At 64.6% G+C, this 17,695-nt stretch carries 16 protein-coding genes; 10 read left to right on the top strand and 6 right to left on the bottom strand.

All coding sequences use genetic code 11. From position 1 onward, the window contains the following. Window positions 1–960: a propanediol utilization protein gene (locus ACAG26_RS20360; RefSeq protein ID WP_370484880.1), complete on the top strand. Its 960-nt coding sequence runs from the start codon at window positions 1–3 to the stop codon at window positions 958–960. A 69-nt stretch (window positions 961–1,029) separates the two neighbouring features. Next, entirely contained in the window at window positions 1,030–2,133 is a 1,104-nt protein-coding gene (locus ACAG26_RS20355) for a TIGR03857 family LLM class F420-dependent oxidoreductase (RefSeq protein ID WP_370484879.1), read from the top strand. Here ACAG26_RS20355 and ACAG26_RS20350 read toward each other — a convergent pair. The 5 genes from ACAG26_RS20350 to ACAG26_RS20330 form a co-directional block, all read right to left on the bottom strand. Further along, window positions 2,130–2,777 (bottom strand): TetR/AcrR family transcriptional regulator, encoded by a 648-nt coding sequence (locus ACAG26_RS20350; protein ID WP_370484878.1) that lies wholly within the window; start codon window positions 2,775–2,777, stop codon window positions 2,130–2,132. The two genes, ACAG26_RS20355 and ACAG26_RS20350, sit on opposite strands and share 4 nt — an antisense overlap. Beyond that, complete coding sequence (locus ACAG26_RS20345) at window positions 2,758–3,783, bottom strand: hypothetical protein (protein WP_370484877.1); 1,026 nt, start codon at window positions 3,781–3,783, stop codon at window positions 2,758–2,760. Before ACAG26_RS20345 ends, ACAG26_RS20350 begins: the two co-directional genes overlap by 20 nt. Further along, on the bottom strand, window positions 3,783–5,459 hold the full coding sequence (locus ACAG26_RS20340) for a PEP-utilizing enzyme (RefSeq protein ID WP_370484876.1): 1,677 nt from the start codon (window positions 5,457–5,459) through the stop codon (window positions 3,783–3,785). Before ACAG26_RS20340 ends, ACAG26_RS20345 begins: the two co-directional genes overlap by 1 nt. Before the next feature lie 296 nt (window positions 5,460–5,755). Then, on the bottom strand, window positions 5,756–6,448 hold the full coding sequence (locus tag ACAG26_RS20335; protein ID WP_370484875.1) for a TetR/AcrR family transcriptional regulator: 693 nt from the start codon (window positions 6,446–6,448) through the stop codon (window positions 5,756–5,758). Window positions 6,449–6,520: 72 nt separating this feature from the next. Next, entirely contained in the window at window positions 6,521–8,191 is a 1,671-nt protein-coding gene (locus tag ACAG26_RS20330; protein ID WP_370484874.1) for a GMC family oxidoreductase, read from the bottom strand. Window positions 8,192–8,302: 111 nt separating this feature from the next. Between ACAG26_RS20330 and ACAG26_RS20325 the strand changes: the two genes are divergently transcribed. From ACAG26_RS20325 to ACAG26_RS20290, 8 genes are all read left to right on the top strand, one after another. Continuing rightward, the gene (locus ACAG26_RS20325; RefSeq protein ID WP_370484873.1) at window positions 8,303–9,097 is read left to right on the top strand and encodes an SDR family NAD(P)-dependent oxidoreductase; all 795 of its coding nucleotides are present in this window, start codon (window positions 8,303–8,305) and stop codon (window positions 9,095–9,097) included. 42 nt (window positions 9,098–9,139) lie between these two features. Continuing rightward, the gene (locus tag ACAG26_RS20320) at window positions 9,140–10,240 is read left to right on the top strand and encodes a TIGR03857 family LLM class F420-dependent oxidoreductase (protein ID WP_370484872.1); all 1,101 of its coding nucleotides are present in this window, start codon (window positions 9,140–9,142) and stop codon (window positions 10,238–10,240) included. Further along, complete coding sequence (locus ACAG26_RS20315; protein WP_370484871.1) at window positions 10,237–11,913, top strand: FAD-binding protein; 1,677 nt, start codon at window positions 10,237–10,239, stop codon at window positions 11,911–11,913. Before ACAG26_RS20320 ends, ACAG26_RS20315 begins: the two co-directional genes overlap by 4 nt. Window positions 11,914–11,999: 86 nt before the next feature. Then, entirely contained in the window at window positions 12,000–13,433 is a 1,434-nt protein-coding gene (locus tag ACAG26_RS20310; RefSeq protein ID WP_370484870.1) for a hypothetical protein, read from the top strand. Beyond that, window positions 13,430–14,929: an acyl-CoA reductase gene (locus ACAG26_RS20305; RefSeq protein ID WP_370484869.1), complete on the top strand. Its 1,500-nt coding sequence runs from the start codon at window positions 13,430–13,432 to the stop codon at window positions 14,927–14,929. The genes ACAG26_RS20310 and ACAG26_RS20305 overlap by 4 nt, the downstream gene beginning before the upstream one ends. Before the next feature lie 43 nt (window positions 14,930–14,972). Then, entirely contained in the window at window positions 14,973–15,368 is a 396-nt protein-coding gene (locus ACAG26_RS20300; RefSeq protein ID WP_370484868.1) for a nuclear transport factor 2 family protein, read from the top strand. Between the two features lie 67 nt (window positions 15,369–15,435). After that, a complete protein-coding gene (locus ACAG26_RS20295; protein ID WP_370484867.1) occupies window positions 15,436–16,530 on the top strand; it encodes a phosphotransferase in 1,095 nt (364 codons plus the stop codon). Window positions 16,531–16,655: 125 nt separating this feature from the next. Then, complete coding sequence (locus tag ACAG26_RS20290; protein WP_370484866.1) at window positions 16,656–17,309, top strand: cysteine hydrolase family protein; 654 nt, start codon at window positions 16,656–16,658, stop codon at window positions 17,307–17,309. A gap of 76 nt (window positions 17,310–17,385) precedes the next feature. Here ACAG26_RS20290 and ACAG26_RS20285 read toward each other — a convergent pair whose 3' ends face one another. Further along, window positions 17,386–17,535 carry a hypothetical protein gene (locus ACAG26_RS20285; protein WP_370484865.1) on the bottom strand — a complete coding sequence of 50 codons (150 nt, stop codon included), beginning with the start codon at window positions 17,533–17,535 and terminating at the stop codon, window positions 17,386–17,388. Window positions 17,536–17,695: the final 160 nt, after the last annotated feature.

The following is a 17,695-nucleotide window of genomic DNA, read 5'->3' as shown; positions in this document are numbered from 1 at the left end:
ATGAAACAGTACGACTACGACGATGAAGGGAGCCACGACACGGGCACCGACGCGCCGGACTGGCAGGAGAGCGTGTTCGTGCACTGGTATGACCGCCAGGCCGGGGTGGGGGGAGTGTCCCGCATCGGTCACGAGCCGAATCGACCGGGTGGGGGTACCAGTGCGCTGCAATGCTTTGTCGCAACCGCCGACGGTGTGCGTTTCCGTCGCAACGACTATCAATTGCCGCTGGAGCCTCCCGTGGCCGAGCGGGCATTCCGCGCCGGCGGCTCGAGCTGGCTCGTTGATCAGGGCAGACCGCAACTGGTGATCGATGAGCCGGGCGTGACTGCGGACCTGGTCATGGACAACTTCTACCCGTTGACCGACTTCTTCCCGCCGACCAGCAGCATGGCCCAGGATTTCGCCGCGGATCACTACGAAACCTCGGGTCGTATTCGTGGCAGCGTCCGCATCGATGGCCGCAGCTACGACGTGGACGGCATGTACCATCGTGACCACTCCTGGGGCCTGCGCAAGACCATGACGTTGAAGAGTCATCGGTGGATATCCGGCACTTTTGGGCCTGAGCTGTCCTTCGGATCGATCCTGTGGCATGCGTCTGACGAATCGCTGGTGAAGGTGGGATACCTGGTGCGCGACGGGCAGATTGACTACGCCGCTGATGTCGACGCTCTCGCGTACCTGGAACCCGATGGTCTTACCCACCGCGGCGGGGAAGTGCGTTGGACGATGCCGACCGGTGAGACGCTGGAGATGCGTGCGGAGTTGATGGACGCGGTGGTGGCTCAACTGCACAACGTCTACTACATCGATGCCATCTGCGATGTCCGCCACCCGGATGACGGACGTCTGGGGATGTGCGACTTCGAGATCAGCAACAACGCGCGGATGGGTACCGGTGCGGTCGGCACGGCGATCAGCGCGACGTTGCAGGACGGCTTGAGCAGACGCAGCTGAGGCTGCCCCGGGACCGCCGGCATGAACCCATCGGCGGCGTCAGGATCTGGCAGCCAGATTGGAGGAAGCGTGGGGGACGAGGTCCTCGGTTCGGGTGCACAGCTCGCCCCGGTGGTCGACGATGTCAGCATCTGGCTCATCCCGGGCCGCACCAAGGATCCGGCGCCGGCGCTGCAGCAGGCGGTTGACGCCGAGCGGCTGGGTTTCCGACGGGCGTTCGTGTCGGAACGGTTCGACCTCAAGGAAGCCGGAGCGTTACTGGGTGGTGTTCTGGCCCGCACGAGCCGGCTGGAGGCCGGGACGGGAATCGCGGCCGCGGGGGCTCGGAGCCCGCTGATGGCGGCTGCCATGGCGGCCACGTTGCACGCTGCTTACGGGCATCGATTCATCTTCGGACTCGGACGCAGTTCGGGGCCTTACCTGGCTGGGCAGGGCATCCGGGAAATGGGGTTGAGGGGATTCGAGGACTACTTCGACTTGCTGCGACGCTTGTTCCGGGGCGAGGAGGTCACCTACCAGGGGCCAGCGGGGAATTACCAGGGCATGCGCACCGTGGACCCGTGTCCAGGCAAGCCTCCCGAGCTGTGGGCAACCAGCATGGGCGGGCCGAAGGCGACGAAACTGGCGGCACGGATCGCCGACGGACTGATCCTGCCCGGCTTCCTTACCAGCGAGGCCGTGGCCCGTGCCGCGGAGATGGTTCGCGCCGAGCGCGAACGTCATGACCTGGACCCGAAAGCGTTTCGGATCCTGTACTACATGATCACGGCGAATGACCTCGATGAGGAATACACCCGCGCCATTGCGCATGCGCGCCTGGTCACCTATGTGGTCGGAATGCCCGCCTTTGCCCAGGCTTACATCACCAACAACGGTTGGGATGCGACGCAGATGCGGCGTCTGCTGGACGATCAACGGTTCCAGTCGATGGGACGGCCGACCGCCGACCAGACCTACCACCGTTCCGACCTGATCGAGGTGTCGAAACGGGTGCCCGAAGAATGGGTGCACGACACCTGTGCCATCGGATCGCTGTCACACTGCCTGGACAAAATCCGCGAGTACCGCAACGCGGGCGCCGATGAGATCGGCTTCTACGGCAGTACCCCGGCCGAGAACGCACGGCTGATCGATGGCTGGCGCGGGAGCATCGATCGTGGCCCATCAGGCTAAGGGCCGTAGGTGCCGATCAACCGATACAACGACGTCCGGAAACGGTGCTCGGCCGAGTCGGCGTTGAAATGACCCGCGATGTGGGCCAGCGCGGGCAGCATCGTCGTATTGATCTCGCGGACCCGATACGTGTCGTGCAGGCGCTGACCGGTGCCGGGTAAGGAAGCGCCGAGGGTGTAATACGCCAATGTCACAACCGTATCCGCTGCCGCATCGGCATCGAAGCCGGCATCGAGCAATATTCCGACCAGACGGTTGGCGTGGCGGTGGAAGTGGGGACCGGCGACGGCCTGCTGGGCGACGATTGTGGCCACCGCGGGCAAGGCCACGAGCTTCGCCCGCATCGCCACGAAGAAATCCAGCAGCGAGTCCTGCCAGGTGATATCGGTGCGAGCATCGGGTATGTCCCCTAGGGCGGCGTCGGCGAGCAACTCAAGCACCTCGTCCTTGCCGGAGACATGGCGGTACAAGGCCCTCGGTGTGCAGCCCAACCGGTCGGCGAGTACGCGCATCGATACCGCTTCCAGCCCGTCGGCATCGGCGACCGCCGTAGCCTCGGCGATGATCGCGTCGACAGTCAAGAAATTGCGGTAGTCGCGCGGCTTGGTGCGAGTGCCGCCGCCGTCACGACTGGAAGTTGGCACGGATGAAGTCCGTCCACATCGCCACTTGGCTGTCGCCGTGTCCGATTCGGCCGTCGCATTCCCAGCGGGTCAGCCCGATGCTCATGTGCACATTGGACCAGGTATGCCAGTTTGCGCCGGCCCGCACCCGACCTTCCAGTCGGTGCTCGGTCCCGGTCTCGTCGACCACCACGACGTGATGTGCGGCCTGCCGACGACCCGAATCGTCCCATTTGGTCTGGATGTGCGCGGAAGTGATGGTCCGTAGCACGCCGTCCTGCCATACCCAGCCACGGTTCATCGCCTGTGACATCGCCGGCCGCTCGAGGAAACGGTCGCGCCAGCGCGCGGTCGCGGGATCCTCGAGTCCGGTGACGTGAATGGCGTAGTCATCGCTGAACATCGCCATCAGCCAATGGATTCCAGAAACCACCGTAGGATCTTCAGTTCGTGCCTCACCCCACGAGCGGTCGCGCACCGCGAGGCTATCGACCGGGTATTGCTGGCCGCGCAGCGTGAGGGTTCCCGTGCTCCGCATCACCTGGTCGAAGTGTCGGTTCGATGGCAGCATCGCCGGCGGCATGACCGCGGTCTGCGTGACGTCGAACGAGTTACCGCGGGTCGGATCGTCATAGGAGATCCGGATCGACCTCAAGGGTTCGAGCACCTGGTAGCGGAAACCGTTGGGTAAGGTCACATCGGTGAGGTCACCACCGTCGTAGGTGATCGCAGTGTCGGGAACGAAGTCGCGCATATCGAATAACTCGGCCTCGAGTTGGGAACGCTTGAATCCCTGCCAGCACCACGCGCCACCGCTCATCGTCCGCATGTTCGGATGCAGCCAAATGTAGTTCAGGCAGTGAATATCTGCCTCGGGAACACTGAACCCGGTGAACACCGTCTCCACCAGCGCGGGGTCGGTATTGTCGACGCGGGCCTCGCGGTGCATGCCTTCGTCGCTGGCGCGGGTCTCGCCGAACGAATCGGCGACCTGCGCGTTCATGAAGTACGAGGTGTTCTTACCCATCACGCTCCTTGGTTGTCCTCGTCATCTGGGTGAGCTGGTTCCAGCACGGTGACGGTGCCGGCTCCGCCGTCGATCCGCACCCGGTCGCCGGTTCGCAGCAGTGCTGTTCCGTTGCCGGTCCCGATCACGCACGGCAACCCCATTTCCCGGGCGACGATGGCGCCGTGCGACGACGTCGACCCGACGTCGATCACGGCACCCGCGGCAAGGTAGAACGCGGACGCCCACGAGGGATCGGTGGTGCGGCACACCAAGATCTCGCCCTCCTCGAGATCGTCGCAGTCGCTGGCAGAGGCGAGTACCCGAGCTCTGCCCTCGGCGATCCCGCCCGCGGCGGCGATACCGGTGACCTGTGAGATCCGCTCGTCACTGCCTGCCGACGCGGCGATCGGCTCAGGCTGGCCGATCCAGCAGTCCGGCACGTCGATCTTGGTGTAGGCCGTATGCAAGGCGCGGCGGTGGTCCACCAGGATCCGCGCATCCGCCGGTGCGCTACCGCGCACCTCGTCGATGGTAAGGAAGAACACGTCACGCGGCTCGTCGATGACACCCTCGCTGACTAACTGTCGGCCGCGCACGCCGCATGCCGCCCGGGCGCCGTCGAACGCCTTGGCGAGAGCGGCTTTCCCCTCCTCGCGAAGCGGGATGAACGTCGCCGCCAGCTTCAGCAGCAACCAGCCGACGGGGCGCTTGGCCCTGGGCAGCGCACGGATCAGTTCGCGTTGAGCGGCATGGCGGCGGTAGGTCCGTTCCCGTGACTGTGCAGCCGGGTCCGGCCGGTCGGTGAGGGCGCGGTACTTGACGATGAGCCGCTCCACCGGGCGGGGATCCTCGCGCCAGGACGGATTGGACACCTCCACCTCGCCCGCGCAGCGGAAGCCGTACTCGGCGAGGAACTCGTCCAACGACGCCGACCCCCGGGCCACCCGTTCGAGTGCTGACACCAGTTCCACTTCGACCATCTGTCCGTAGCCGGTGGACAATTCCAGCTCCAAACCTGGTTTGCCCGCGCTGACGGCAAGCTTACCCAACGCGTCGAAAATGCCCTGGGCCACAAAGGTGCCCGCGACGTGGACCCGCATCGCGTACTCGAGCATCTCGAAAGATTCGTCGAACTGCGCCTCGACTGGACGGGACAAGCCAGCGGGCGACGTCGTGAAGCGCCACCAGTCGTCGATGCGGTACACCATCTTTCGCAACCGCTTCGGCAAGCCCAGCACAGCGATCGGCGCCTTGACCGCGATGACAGGGTAGCGCCGCGCCGAGGTGGTGTCCTCGACATTCTCGCGGGTGGAGCCGAAGATCTGCTCCTCGAATGCCGCGCCCGATGAGCCGGGGATGAGATCGCTGACCCTGCGGAAGTAGTTGATGCCCGCCGTGTAGCGGCCGTAGAACACCGCAGATGTCGCCTCGCCCGGTGTTGGCGCGACCACGACTTCCGACCGCTTGAGCACCCCGAGGTCGTAGAACGTGCCGTTGACCGCGAGGTCGGAGATGGGCAGCCACAGCGTTGCGCCGAGTGGGCTCATCACACCCTGGTAATTCTCCCGGGTGTTGATTGTCGACCAGGCGTCGTTCGGAGCGGATTGATGATGCATCGGGTTTGGGGTGTGCAGGTCGAGCGCCGGCGCGTCGCGCGACTCCGACAGAGGCGAATCGCCAGACAGATTAGACATGGTTGAAGTATACGATGTGTACTTCGTGTCTTGCGACCGATGGTTCGAATGAGTTCTGTGCGAGTTGTTGGCGATCTGTCCGCCGAGGTAGCTGTCATCCGGGCAACAAGTCGCTGGGCAAGTCTGGCATGGGAGTTACCGACTAGGGCGTGTCTGATAGATGGGGAAGTCAGAGGGACTGTGCCTAGGACGCACCTCAGGTGCGATATACCTCAAGCCTCAGGCATAACACCCGAAACATTTTGCCAGACACGCCCTAGGCGTCACCGCGCTCATTCAGGTCGATTTCCCTTGTCTCAGCTCGGTTGAGCTTTTGTGGGCGTGCACGTTGATCGGCTAGGGGACGAAGCACGCGGCACTTGCTGGCGCAGCGCTTGAACAATCAACGCGAGCCCAGCACGGAAGTCCTCGGGAGTGTCGAGGGTATCTCCTGCTGAGATCGACAGCAGAGTCGCAAACCGCACTGGCTCTGCTGAGAGGCGGCTGAAACGATGGGCGCGGGTCTCAGGGGCGCGGCGATACTCGGCACGACGGTGGGCATACCCGGTTGCGAATGCGCTAAGCGTTGCGAGCCCGCTGCGGACGCCGTTGTCGTCGAAGCCGGCTGACCGCAATGCTCGGGCGATGCGTTCCATCGCGTCGAGAACTGCGGCGGCGTCGACCGGTTGGATGGCCATGATCTCGGCGAGGTGGGTGTGGGCTTCGAACGCAGCCCCGACCGCGAGAATGACCTGCTGGATTGCTTCGTGCCAGGGCAAGTCGTCGGTCGCTGGCAGCTCGACGTCCGCGAGATAGGTGTCGACGACGGCGCGGAGCAGTTCCTCCTTGGTGGCGACGTGACGGTAGAGCGACATCGGTGCCGCGCCGCACGCGGTCGCGAGTTTGCGCATTGTCAGCGTGTCTACCCCGTCGGACTCGATCATCGTGATCGCGGTTGCAATGATCGAGTCACGGGTAAGCTGCCCTCCCCCTTTAAGTGATGCCGGCATCAGAGGATTGTCGCATTGGTGCCGAGGCTGGTTGAGGTCCGGGACAGTCGGTGTCGTCGGCAGCCAGTTGCATCAGTGCGTTTGACGCCGCGTTGCGGCGGTGCGGTTGGCGGCGTTCGCGTCGCGATTCAAGATGATATCGGCGGCATGCCAGGCCATTGCGAGGATGGGACCGTTGGTGTTGCCCGATGGCATCACCGGCCAGATTGAGCCGTCGACGATCCGGAGTGCATCGAGTCCCCGTACGCGCAGCCTGGCGTCGACAACGTAGCTGTCGTCTGGGCCCATGGCGCATGTGCCGCTGGCGTGGAATGCGCAGTTACCGTTATGGATGGCGTATCGAATCACGTCCTGATCGGTGTTGACGTGGGGGCCTGGGTAGGTCTCGTTTTCGACGAGGTCGGCCAGCGGGGATGCGGTGACGATGTCACGCAGTCGTCGCAGGAGGTCGACTGTGGCGCGTTGATCCTCGGGCTCTTGCAGGTAGGCGGGGTCGATCGCAAGCGGAGCATCAGGGTCGGCGCACGTAATGTGCAGGGACCCTTGACTTTCGGGGCGGAGGATGTAGCCGCCGATGCTGAATCCTGGAAGCGCTTCGGGGGTGAGCTCCTCGACCACCGTGTCTTTGCGGAGGCTGAACGGGGCGACGAGGAACATGGCATCGGGTCGCGGGAGTTCTGGGCGGGTGCGACAAAACGCCATGACGTCATAGGCGGGGAGGGCGAGCACACCCCGGCGGGTCGCCAGATAGCGTGCACCGGTGAGTGCTTGTCGCAGCGGTGTGCTGATCTGCCGGTTGTAGCCCAGTCGTTCCCGCAGCCGCCACTGCGGGATGATCGCCCGGTGCTCTCGGAGGCGTGATCCCACCGCGGGTTGCTCTATCACGCAACCGACACCGGCTCGGGCGAGCACCGCTGGGTCGCCGACGCCGGAGAGTTCGAGTAGCCGGGGTGTCTCGATGCTACCGAGCGAGAGGATCACCTCTTGGCTGGCACGAAAGTCGTGTTCTTTGCTCCTGTAGCATGCTCGCACTCCAACGACCCGGTTACCGTCGAGCAGGAGCCTGACCGCTCGGGCGCCGGTCACGATGTCGAGATTTGGACGGCCGGCGGCGCGTCCGAGGAAGGCGCGAGCGACGCTATAGCGTCGCCCGTTCTTGATCGTCGCCGGCGCGTAGCCGATGCGCTCCTCGTCGGTCGCGTTGACGTCGGGCACGCGACGGATGCCCAGCTGATGGGCCGCCTCGATCGCCGCCTCGCAGACTGGCTCGCGTACCGGGCTCACCGAGATGTGCAGTGGTCCATCGGCGCCGCGAGTGGCGCTTGCGCCGAGCTCGTGATGCTCGATAGCTCGATAGGCAGGCAGGATTGTGTCCCATCCCCAACCTGGGTTCCCAAGCGCCTCGACCGCGTCATAGTCAGCGGCGTGCCCGCGGTTCCAGAGCATGCCGTTGACAGCACTCGATCCGCCGAGGCCGCGTCCGCGCGGCCAGTTCTCGCCTCCGCTGAGGTCGCCGAACGGAAGGGTGGGGTAGCTGTAGGAGAGCCGCGGTGAGGTTAAGGCGAACCGCAGACCTTTGGGAATCCCAATCCGCGGGTCCCGATTTCGACCGCCGGCCTCCAGCAGCAGAACGGTCGCGCCAGTGCCGTCACTCAACCGGTCCGCAAGGACACAGCCCGCCGAGCCGGCCCCCACGATCACGTAGTCATAGCCAAGCATTCGCTTTCCAATGGTTGCGTACACGTACGCTTCATGGTACCTATTAAATATGTTCGCTGCCAATCTTGAGCCGACCACAAATGCCTCACGCTGGCGCACGGGCAGCACAGCACTGTGCCCGGAGGGAAAGTAAGCGTGGGCTCAGCGGAGCGTCGCACCTACGCGCTCGTCACGGGCGCCTCATCGGGCCTCGGCTGTGAACTCGCCCGGCAGCTCGCCGCCCAAAGACATGACGTCCTTCTGGTCGCGCGGCGACGCGACCGGCTTGAGCGCCTAGCGCAGGAGATTCGCCGCGATCACGGCGTCCTCGCGGAGATGATGGCATGCGACCTCGCCAGTGCGGAGGGTCGGCGCCAGCTGGTCGATGACATCGATGCCCTTGGCGCCCATGTGGATCCGCTAGTGCTATGTGCTGGCTTCGGAATTGGCGGGAGCTTTGTCGCGCAGGACGCGGAACGTCTTGAGGCGATGATTCGGACGAACGTCGAAGCAACGATCATGCTTGCTCATGTGTTCGCGCGGCGGATGGCGGCGCGACGGACTGGGCGCATCCTGATCATCTCGTCAATCCTTGGCAATCAACCGATGCCGAACGTCGCTGTCTACGCGGCCACCAAGGCGGCGATCACGTCCTTTGCCGAGGCGCTCAACGAAGAGCTTCGCACATGTGGTGTGACGGTGTGCGTCGTGCTCCCTGGATCGATCGAGACTGAATTCGCCGATGTCGCGGGGCTTGGCCGCGCCCAGCGACGGATGCCCGGAGCGCTGGTCTCCACCCCAAACGCTGTCGCAGCCAAAAGCCTCCAGGCGCTCGAACGCGGCGCCCGCACGACCATTCCCGGCGGCCCCGCGGTGCGCGCGCTGCATTGGATGGGTGGCCACGCGCCGCGGGCGCTGTGGCTGCCGGCCGCGCGGCGCCTTATGGCATGAATCCGCGCTTGGCATTTGTCAACCAATATCGAGGAGACAACGATGAACAGCGATGATCTCGGCCCCCCAGGGCAGCTCGCCCCAGTGGTAGAGGACCTCAGCATCTATCTCATCTGTGGGCGGGTGACGACGCGGCACGAGCGCGGGTTCACTCACGTCAGCACCGCATTGACCGATGCGCAGGCTGCTGAGCGTCTCGGCTTTCGCCGTGGGTGGCTCAGCGAACGTTTCGACCTCAAGGACGCGGGCGCGATCCTCGGTGGTATCGCCGCGCGGACCACGCGTTTCGGCGTTGGCACCGGGGTGTGGTCGGCGTCCTCGCGGCATCCCATGGTGGCGGCGAGCTTCGGTGCGACGATGAACGCCCTCTACGGGCCGCGGTTCGTGCTTGGCCTGGGACGTGGTGTGCCGTTGCCGGATATGCCGGAGTTCTCGTTCGGCCAGTTCGTCCACTACGCAGAAACGGTCAAGGCGCTCTGGTGCGGTGGCGTGGTGGACTACAACGGCACCCAGCTGAGGACCGTCGATGCCCTGGCTGAGGTGCCTAAACCGGAGATCTGGGCGTGTGGGTACGGGCGCCCCAAGTTCGCCAAGGCTGCCGCGCACGAGGTCTTTGATGCGGTGATGCTCTATCCATTTTTGACGGTTGAGGCGGTGCGCACCGTGGTCGAGCGGCTGCGCAATGCGTGCGCGGACCGCGGTCGTGACCCGGAGTCACTGCGGATTTGTCATCCGATCGTGGTAGCGCCGGAGCTCGATGACTTCACGACGCGCGCTTACGCGCACGCGCGTGCGGTGACCTACCTCGAATGGCCCGGCCACGGCGAGTCGCTCTGCGACTCCAACAAGTGGGACACTTCGGTGCTCACACAGCTGCGCGAGCACAAGCAGCTGCAAGGTAAGAACGCCGACCAAGATTTCCACCGCGCCGAGCTCCTGGAGCCTGCACGGCTCGTGCCGGATGAGTGGATGGAAGAGTCGTGTGCGATCGGCACCGCGGCGCATTGTGTCGACCGACTCGCCGAGTACCGGGCTGCGGGTGTGGACGAGATCGCGATCTACGCCAGCACCCCGGCCGAAAATGCGGAACTCATCGCCCGGTGGCGCGAGCGCGCAGCGAAGCGACAGGTGGCGGCGGTATGAGAATTGCTGACGTCGACGCGGTCGTTGTCGGGTCGGGCTGCGGCGGGCTGATCGCCGCGACCAAGCTGCGTGAAGCGGGCCTGGACCCGCTGTTGATCGAGAAGACGGAATATGTCGGGGGCACGGCCGCGTGGGCGCTCGGCGGCCTGTGGTTCCCCGCGAATCCACTCGAGCCCGAGGCTGGCATCGCGGACTCAGTCGAGGACGGCCTGGCGTATGTGGAGGCCGCAGTTGGAGACCAGGGCCCGGCGACGACGCGCGCTCGCCAGGAGGCCTACATGCGTGGCGGTCAGCGCCTCATCGGCACGCTGCTCGACTGGGGCGTCCCGCTGCGGATCGTGCCGGATTACCCCGACTACTACCCGGAATTGCCGGGAAGCCGTCTGTCGGGAAGGATCCTGCACCCGCCAATGGTCGACGCGAGGCGACTCGGGCCGTGGCAGGACCTCGTGCGGCCGCGACCGCCCGTGCCGTTCGGCTTGGTTGTCGACTCCGTTCCACAGTTCCGCGCGCTGCTCGCGGCTGGATACAGCTGGCCGGCGCGTCGCGAAGTGGCTCGGGTGGCGCAAAATTCACTTCGCCTGCGGCTCCAAGGCGTCAAACCGTTGGTCTTCGGGCAGGCCTACATCGGCTGGCTGATGCTCGCCGCACAACAGGCCGGCGTTCGGCTCCGCACCCAGACTCCGCTTGAGCAGCTGATCATCGAGTCGGGTCAGGTGCGCGGCGTGATCGCGGGAGGCGAGCAGATCGCGGCGCGTCACGGCGTACTGCTTAACGCCGGCGGGTTCGCGCGCAACCTCGATCTGCGCAACAGGTACGGGCCGCATCCCGCGTCGACCTCGTGGACGGCCGTCACGCCAGGGGACACCGGTGACGTCTTGATCATGACACGGAACCTTGACGTCGCAACGACGGGGCTCGACCGCGCCTACTGGATGCCTGGGATTGTGGGCCCTGACGGCCAAGCGGTGCTCTGCGTTGCCGAGCGGCATCTGCCGCACTCAATCCTGGTCGACGCATCCGCGGCGCGGTTCACCAATGAGGCGACCTCCTACACACAGCTCGGCAATAACATCTACCGGCGCCACCATGATGTACCGGCGATCCCGAGCTGGCTGGTGATCGACAGCCAACACCGGCGCAAGTACCTGCTCGGAGAGACGCCGCCGCGGGCTTCTGTGCGCCGCTGGGTCCGCAGCGGGCACCTCAAGTGTGCGGGCACACTCCGCGAGCTGGCCGGCAAGTGCGGGCTCGACGCCGACGCGCTCGAGCGCACAGTCCAACGCTTCAACAGGATGGCGGAAGCAGGTGTGGACGAAGATTTCCGGCGCGGCGACAGCCCCTATGACCGGGTCTACGCCGACCCCACTCACGGGCCGAACCCGAGTCTGGGCACCATAGCCGAACCGCCGTTTTACGCAGCCAAGCTCGTGCCGACCGACATTGGCATGGCGGGCGGCCTGCTCACCGACGAGTACGCGCGTGTGTTGGACTCCAGCGGATCGCCGGTCGAGGGCTTGTATGCGTCGGGCACGACCGCGGCCTCGGCTTTTGGCGACGTCTACGTGGGTGGGGGCATTTCCCTTGGGCAGGCCTCGGTTTTCGGAATGATCGGCGCCGAGCACATCGCAGCTCGGGCACGTGCGGCCGCACCGGTGGGGATACGGATGTGATTGAGGTCCGGCGAAACCGATGCCAGAACCGTCCGTCCACGCATGTTGGCGCTAAGTTGTCAGACCCTAGAAGTGAGGTGCGAGTGATGTCTTTGGCACAGACTGTGGTGGCGCCTGAAGAAGTGCAAGCATTCGTCGATGATCCCGCGGAGTTCTTCGGGCGCTCGTGGCAGGCGATGCAGGACGTCGACCGTGAGCGCCTCGAGGGTCTACAGCTTGAGGCGATCCGGCTGCGTTTTGCCCAGCTGCGCGACCGGATCCCGACGCTGACACGGCTCGCCGACGAGCTGGGTGTCAGCGAGATTGTCGATTGGGACGGTGCTGTCGCGTTGCTGTTCCAGCATTCGGTCTACAAGAGCTATCCCGTCGTCTTGCTGGAGCGCAATCGCTTTCGTGACCTGACGCGGTGGCTTGATCGGCTGACCGTCCGTGATCTCTCTCGGGTTGATGTCGAGGGATGCGACAGCATCGATAGCTGGATTGATGCGCTAGACACGCAGACCGACCTGCGGGTATGCCACTCCTCGGGTACAGCAGGGACGATGTCTTTTTTGCCGCGCACGCTCGGCGAGTGGGACCGGATGTACAAAGGCATCCGGTGCGGGATGTTCCAACTCAGCGATCCCGACGCACGGGACGACCACCCGGGCGAATACTTCAATCTCGTGTGGCCTTTGTACCGTCACGCGCGCAGCGCGATCGGGCTTTTGCCCGACATGGCGCTCGACCGAGTGATGGGCTCACCTGAGCGGGTGCACGCTCTTCGAGAAGGACGTCTGAGTGCTGATTCGATGTTCCTTGCCGGCCGGCTTCGCGCTGCAGCAGCCCGCGGCGAGCTCGATCGCCTCGACATTAATCCTGCACTCAAACGCCGCCGCGCCGAGTTCGAAGCCGAACAGCGTGAGCTGTTCGAGGGCGTCCCTCGATTCATCAAGCAAAAGGTGGCCGAGCTTGCCGGGCAGCGGGTGTGGATCCTTGGGACCTGGAACGTGCTCTATGACATGGCCAAACAGGGGCTGTCCTCCGGGCTTGAAAACGTATTCGACTCCGGATCGCTTGTCACCACCGGTGGGGGCGCAAAAGGCCAGATTGTCCCCGATGACTGGGAGGATGTTGTGCGCCGGTTTGTCGGTGTCGGGCGCCTTCAGCACATCTACGGGATGAGCGAGATGACCGCGATGCACAAGCTGTGCGAAGCGCAGCGCTATCACTTCGACCCGTGGGTGGTGCCGTTCGTCCTAGATCCCGATACCGGGACCGTTCTCCCACGTTCGGGCAGACAGACGGGGCGGATGGCGATCTTCGACCTCTTGCCAGACACCTACTGGGGAGGCTTCATCACTGGCGACGAGGTGCACATCGACTGGAGACCGTGCTCCTGCGGACGCACCACACCGCACATCGCCCGCCAAATCGAGCGTTACAGCGAGCAGCGCGGCGGCGACGACAAGATCACCTGCGCCGCCTCCGACGACGCTCACGCCGCGGCTCTCGAATTCCTCAACGAAAGGCTTGTATGAGCATCGATACTCCGCCCTTCAAGGAGCGCGCCGCCAACGAGACCTCGGTGGTCGTGCCCGCGCTCATTCGTGGTCAGCTGATCGAGACCGACCTCGTTGAGTTCGGGGGCCGTCAGGGCGGCGGTTTCAGTACCCCGAACCCGGCAGCGGTCGCTGATCGACTCCCGCTGCGCGACCCGGGCGCACTCGCCGATGTGCACGCGCTGTCCTTCGCCGATATCCAGAATTTCTTGGCCGAGCTAGGCGAGCGACTGCGGCTCTCGGAGAACCGTTACCTGCAGGACGCACTGAAGTACTCCGCGGCATGGTCGGATCTGACCCCGCCGCTGGTGCGCTCCTCGTTCGAGCAACTTCCCGGTTTGTTCGCGCCGCAAGTCGTGCGTGAGATTGCCGACCGCAGCGTACCCGTGGAGTACCTCGACGGGTGGGTCGAGCATCGCTTGACAGACGGCAGGGTCGCCTCTATTCGCGCGATGGGAGCGCGGGCGGTACACATTATTGCCGGCAACAGTCCCCTGATCGCCGCGTTCACGATCGTCCGCAACGCGGTCACGCGCTCAGACGCGATCATCAAGACGCCGTCTAATGACCCGCTGACCGCGCTGGCAATCGGGCGTACGATGGTCGATTTCGCCCCGGAGCACCCCATCACGCGTCACCTGTCGATCGGCTATTGGAGAGGTGGAGACACCGAGATCGAGCAACGCCTGTACCGGCCCGCACACATCGAGAAGATCATTGCCTGGGGCGGACTCGCCTCGGTGCGGCACGTGGTCCGCTACATCCGGCCCGGGCTCGAGCTTGTCACGCTCGACCCCAAACGCAGCGCGACGATCGTGGGCCCTGCGGCGTTCGCGTCGGAGGAAACCCTGCGCGATGTCGCGCGCCGGGCCGCGACCGACGTCGGTGCGCTCAACCAAGTCGGATGCGTCAACGCACGCGTCATCTATGTCGCGACCGGTATCGAGCCCGCGGGACTCGAACGCGCCAACGCCTTCGGCGCCGCCCTCTACGAGGAGATGCAGCGACTACCCGAGTCGCTGAGCACCAAGCCACGAACGTTCGACGCCGAGCTGCGCGCGAACATCGACGCCTTGAGGGCCGCACCGGACTGGTACCAGATTTTCGGCGGCGCGGAAGATGAAGGCGCCGTAATAGTCTCGCAGCTCGATGAGGCGGTCGAGTTTCACCGCGCACTGGCCTGCCGCGTGGCAAACGTGGTGCCAGTCTCCAGCCCCGAGGACGTGCTGCCCCGGATCAATGCCTATACGCAGACCGTCGGGGTCTATCCCGAGGAGCTCAAGCTCCAGCTGCGTGACAAGCTCGCGCTGTATGGCGGCCAACGCCTGATCTCGCTCGGCTACGCGGCGCACGCAAACTACTCGCTGCCTCAGGATGGAATTGAACCGGTCCGCCGGATGGTGCGCTGGATCGTCGACGAGCGCTGCGACCCAGCTGAGATCCCGCCACTGTGGGACTCACGACCTGGGGGCTGAAATGCGTTTTCTGTAGAACGACTATCGAACATGGGGTGACGGCATGAGCGCAGCGGACGTTGTAAAGCAGGCCATCGCAGCGATCCTCGCTGCAGATATTGAGGGACTAGCCTCAGTGCTACACCCCGACGTCGAGGCCACCGAACCGGCGTCGCTTCCGTACGGCGGCACGTATCAGGGCCGGGAGGCGTTTCTCGAGGGGCTGATGCCCGCTCTGGTCGGCCCTTTCGAGCTTGATCCGCTCAATCCGCGGTATTTCGAGGGCGACGGTAGCGCAGCGGTGCAAATGGACCTCAAGTTCACCTCACGCCGGACTGGCAAGCAGCTGACAATGCCCTACGTCGAGGTCTACGAGATCCACAGCGGACTCATCCAGCGCCTCACCGTATACCCGCAGGACACAGCCACACTCGCGACGTTCCTCAAGTCGAACGCCTGAGTATCAACTATTGCAATGACATGCCGCACCAGAGGGCGGCGACGATCGAGAGGAGCCACAAGTCGCTATGCCAGTGACCGATGAGACCCTAGCGCCCGCCGAGACGCCCGAAGATTTGACCCCGGACTGGCTGACCAGCGCACTGCAGCACGACGGCGTAATCTCGCCGTCGGCGCGGGTGACCGGCGTCGAGGCCACCACGATAGGCACAGGGCAACTCGGTTCGGTAGTCCGATGCACGCTCACCCATTTAGGGAGTGAGGGGCCGCCGTCGGTGATTGTGAAACTCCCGTCGACCGATGAGGGTAGTCGGCAGCTGGGCGCGGCAGTCGGCGTCTACGAAAGCGAAGTCCGCTTTTTTCGGGAGATCGCCTCGACCGTCGATATTCGGGTCCCAGACATGTATTTCGCGGCGCTGGAGTCCGGTAGTGGCCGGTTCACCCTAGTGCTGGAGGACCTCGGTGGGTTCGCAACAGTCGGTGACATGATCGCAGGCGCCACACCGGAGCAGGCCGAGCTGGCGCTCGCGGAGTTCGCCGGCTTGCAGGCGCCGCGCTGGAACGACCCCGAGCTGACTCGGCTGCCTTGGCTCGCCGACACGACACGCACCCGGATGCTATTCGCCATGGTGGCCCCCGCAGTGAAAAATTTCGTTGAGCGCTTCGGCGAGCGGCTCAACCCCCGCCATGTCGACCTGGTCCGCCGGCTCGCACCCCTCGCCGCGCAGGTGCCAGACCTCGTGTGGCGACCGCCGTTCGTGGTGTGCCACGGCGACTACCGCCTGGACAACATGATGTTCGGCAATACCGAGGACGCCCCGCCGATCACGGTGATCGACTGGCAGGTTGTGCGCTTGGGGCCGCCGCTGCTGGACGCGGCGACTTTCTTGGCATCCTGCGTCGAGCCCGAGTGGCGCCGGGCCAACGAGCACCGGCTGTTGGACGGCTACCACCGACGGCTGCTGGACTCGGGTGTGTCGAGCTACAGCAGCGACGACGTCCGTGAGTGTTACCGTCGCTGTTCGCTCTATCCGCTGCTGCTCGCGGTGGCGATGTCGGTCACCCTACAGCGGACCGACCGCGGCGACATGATGTGGGCGCGGCTGGTGTCGGGTGCCGCCGAGTTGGTGACCGACACCGGCGCGACGGAGGTGCTGGGCTGAGGTGTATTCGGTGGCTGCTGCGAGATGCTGGTCGCAGGCGCCTCGCGACGACGAGCGGTTAAGCCCGGATAAGTCATCGAGATGACTCCAGCAGATCCGTTCCAACCCCGTGAAGGAGGCCAGTCGTGACTGCAAGCACCGGCACCATTGAAACAGTTGACGCTGTACTTGTCGTCGACATGCAAAATAGTTTCCTGCACACCGATGGCGCACTGTACGAGTGCTTCGGTCAGCCGGTGGTCAACATCTCGGAGACCATCGATGCCAACGTTAGGCTTGTGAATGCGGCGCGTGCGGCGAAGAAACCGGTCGTTTTCACCCGTCATCGCTTCCGCCCACTGTATGTCGACGCCGGGGTGATGGTCGCCCACAGTTACCGGACCGTGCTCGACGGCGCACTTCTCGCAGGAACCTGGGACAGTGCCATTGTCGACCCGCTAGAACCACGTAACGAGGAACTCGTTGTGGATAAGTCGCGGATGGACGGCTTCTACAACACCGATCTCGAGCTGATCCTGCGCGGGTACTCGGCACGGCGCATTGCTGTTGCGGGTGTGGTTACCAATGCCTGCGTCGAGACTACGACCCGGTCAGCCTCCATGCGCGACTTTGACGTCACAGTCCTGTCCGACTGTTGCAGCACCTTTTCCGACCGTGATCAGCAAAACGCCCTGGAGGTCCTGGCCCGTTACGGCTTTGCGAAGGTCTGCGCCCTCGCCGAGTTCCTTACGTCATCGACACAGCAGGCAGCCAAATTGTCGGACACTGAAACCCGCTAGGATCTCGGTCGCGCACGGCGTTTCCGGCTCGACAACATGATGTTCGGCTCGACGCGCGGCACGCCACCGGTGACAGTTATTGACGGGCACGCAATGAGCTCGCTGCCCCGCTGCTGCTGACGGTGAGGACGTCGGCGACGGTGGAGCGCTCGGCGCGCGGCGCCCTGATGTGGATCGGGGCGCTGACTCTATTGGCCTTGTGCAGCAACGTATCCCGGATCGTCATCGTGGATCGGCGTGGCCTGTTTGACGGGCTGCGGGCGTGCGTGGCATTGCGTCACCCCCTAGATGCCATGTGAACGGATGAGGGTCTGCTGCACGGATAGGTGACAGTTTCGGTTACGCGGCCTGGCTGGCCGGTGTGGTCATGATTGCTTCGAATTCGA

The sequence above is a fragment of the Mycobacterium sp. pUA109 genome (genome assembly GCF_041287095.1).
In the GTDB taxonomy this organism is placed as follows: domain Bacteria; phylum Actinomycetota; class Actinomycetes; order Mycobacteriales; family Mycobacteriaceae; genus Mycobacterium.
Note: the sequence above shows the minus strand (reverse complement) of the source record. Positions and strands in the feature narration are given on the sequence as shown.

Coding starts and splice junctions, on each gene's coding strand:
- ACAG26_RS20340 (WP_370484876.1), bottom strand. CDS start 5,459: ATGTCTAATCTGTCTGGCGATTCGCCTCTGTCGGAGTCGCGCGACGCG.
- ACAG26_RS20360 (WP_370484880.1), top strand. CDS start 1: ATGAAACAGTACGACTACGACGATGAAGGGAGCCACGACACGGGCACC.
- ACAG26_RS20345 (WP_370484877.1), bottom strand. CDS start 3,783: ATGGGTAAGAACACCTCGTACTTCATGAACGCGCAGGTCGCCGATTCG.
- ACAG26_RS20335 (WP_370484875.1), bottom strand. CDS start 6,448: ATGCCGGCATCACTTAAAGGGGGAGGGCAGCTTACCCGTGACTCGATC.
- ACAG26_RS20320 (WP_370484872.1), top strand. CDS start 9,140: ATGAACAGCGATGATCTCGGCCCCCCAGGGCAGCTCGCCCCAGTGGTA.
- ACAG26_RS20300 (WP_370484868.1), top strand. CDS start 14,973: ATGAGCGCAGCGGACGTTGTAAAGCAGGCCATCGCAGCGATCCTCGCT.
- ACAG26_RS20315 (WP_370484871.1), top strand. CDS start 10,237: ATGAGAATTGCTGACGTCGACGCGGTCGTTGTCGGGTCGGGCTGCGGC.
- ACAG26_RS20305 (WP_370484869.1), top strand. CDS start 13,430: ATGAGCATCGATACTCCGCCCTTCAAGGAGCGCGCCGCCAACGAGACC.
- ACAG26_RS20310 (WP_370484870.1), top strand. CDS start 12,000: ATGTCTTTGGCACAGACTGTGGTGGCGCCTGAAGAAGTGCAAGCATTC.
- ACAG26_RS20295 (WP_370484867.1), top strand. CDS start 15,436: ATGCCAGTGACCGATGAGACCCTAGCGCCCGCCGAGACGCCCGAAGAT.
- ACAG26_RS20285 (WP_370484865.1), bottom strand. CDS start 17,535: ATGACGATCCGGGATACGTTGCTGCACAAGGCCAATAGAGTCAGCGCC.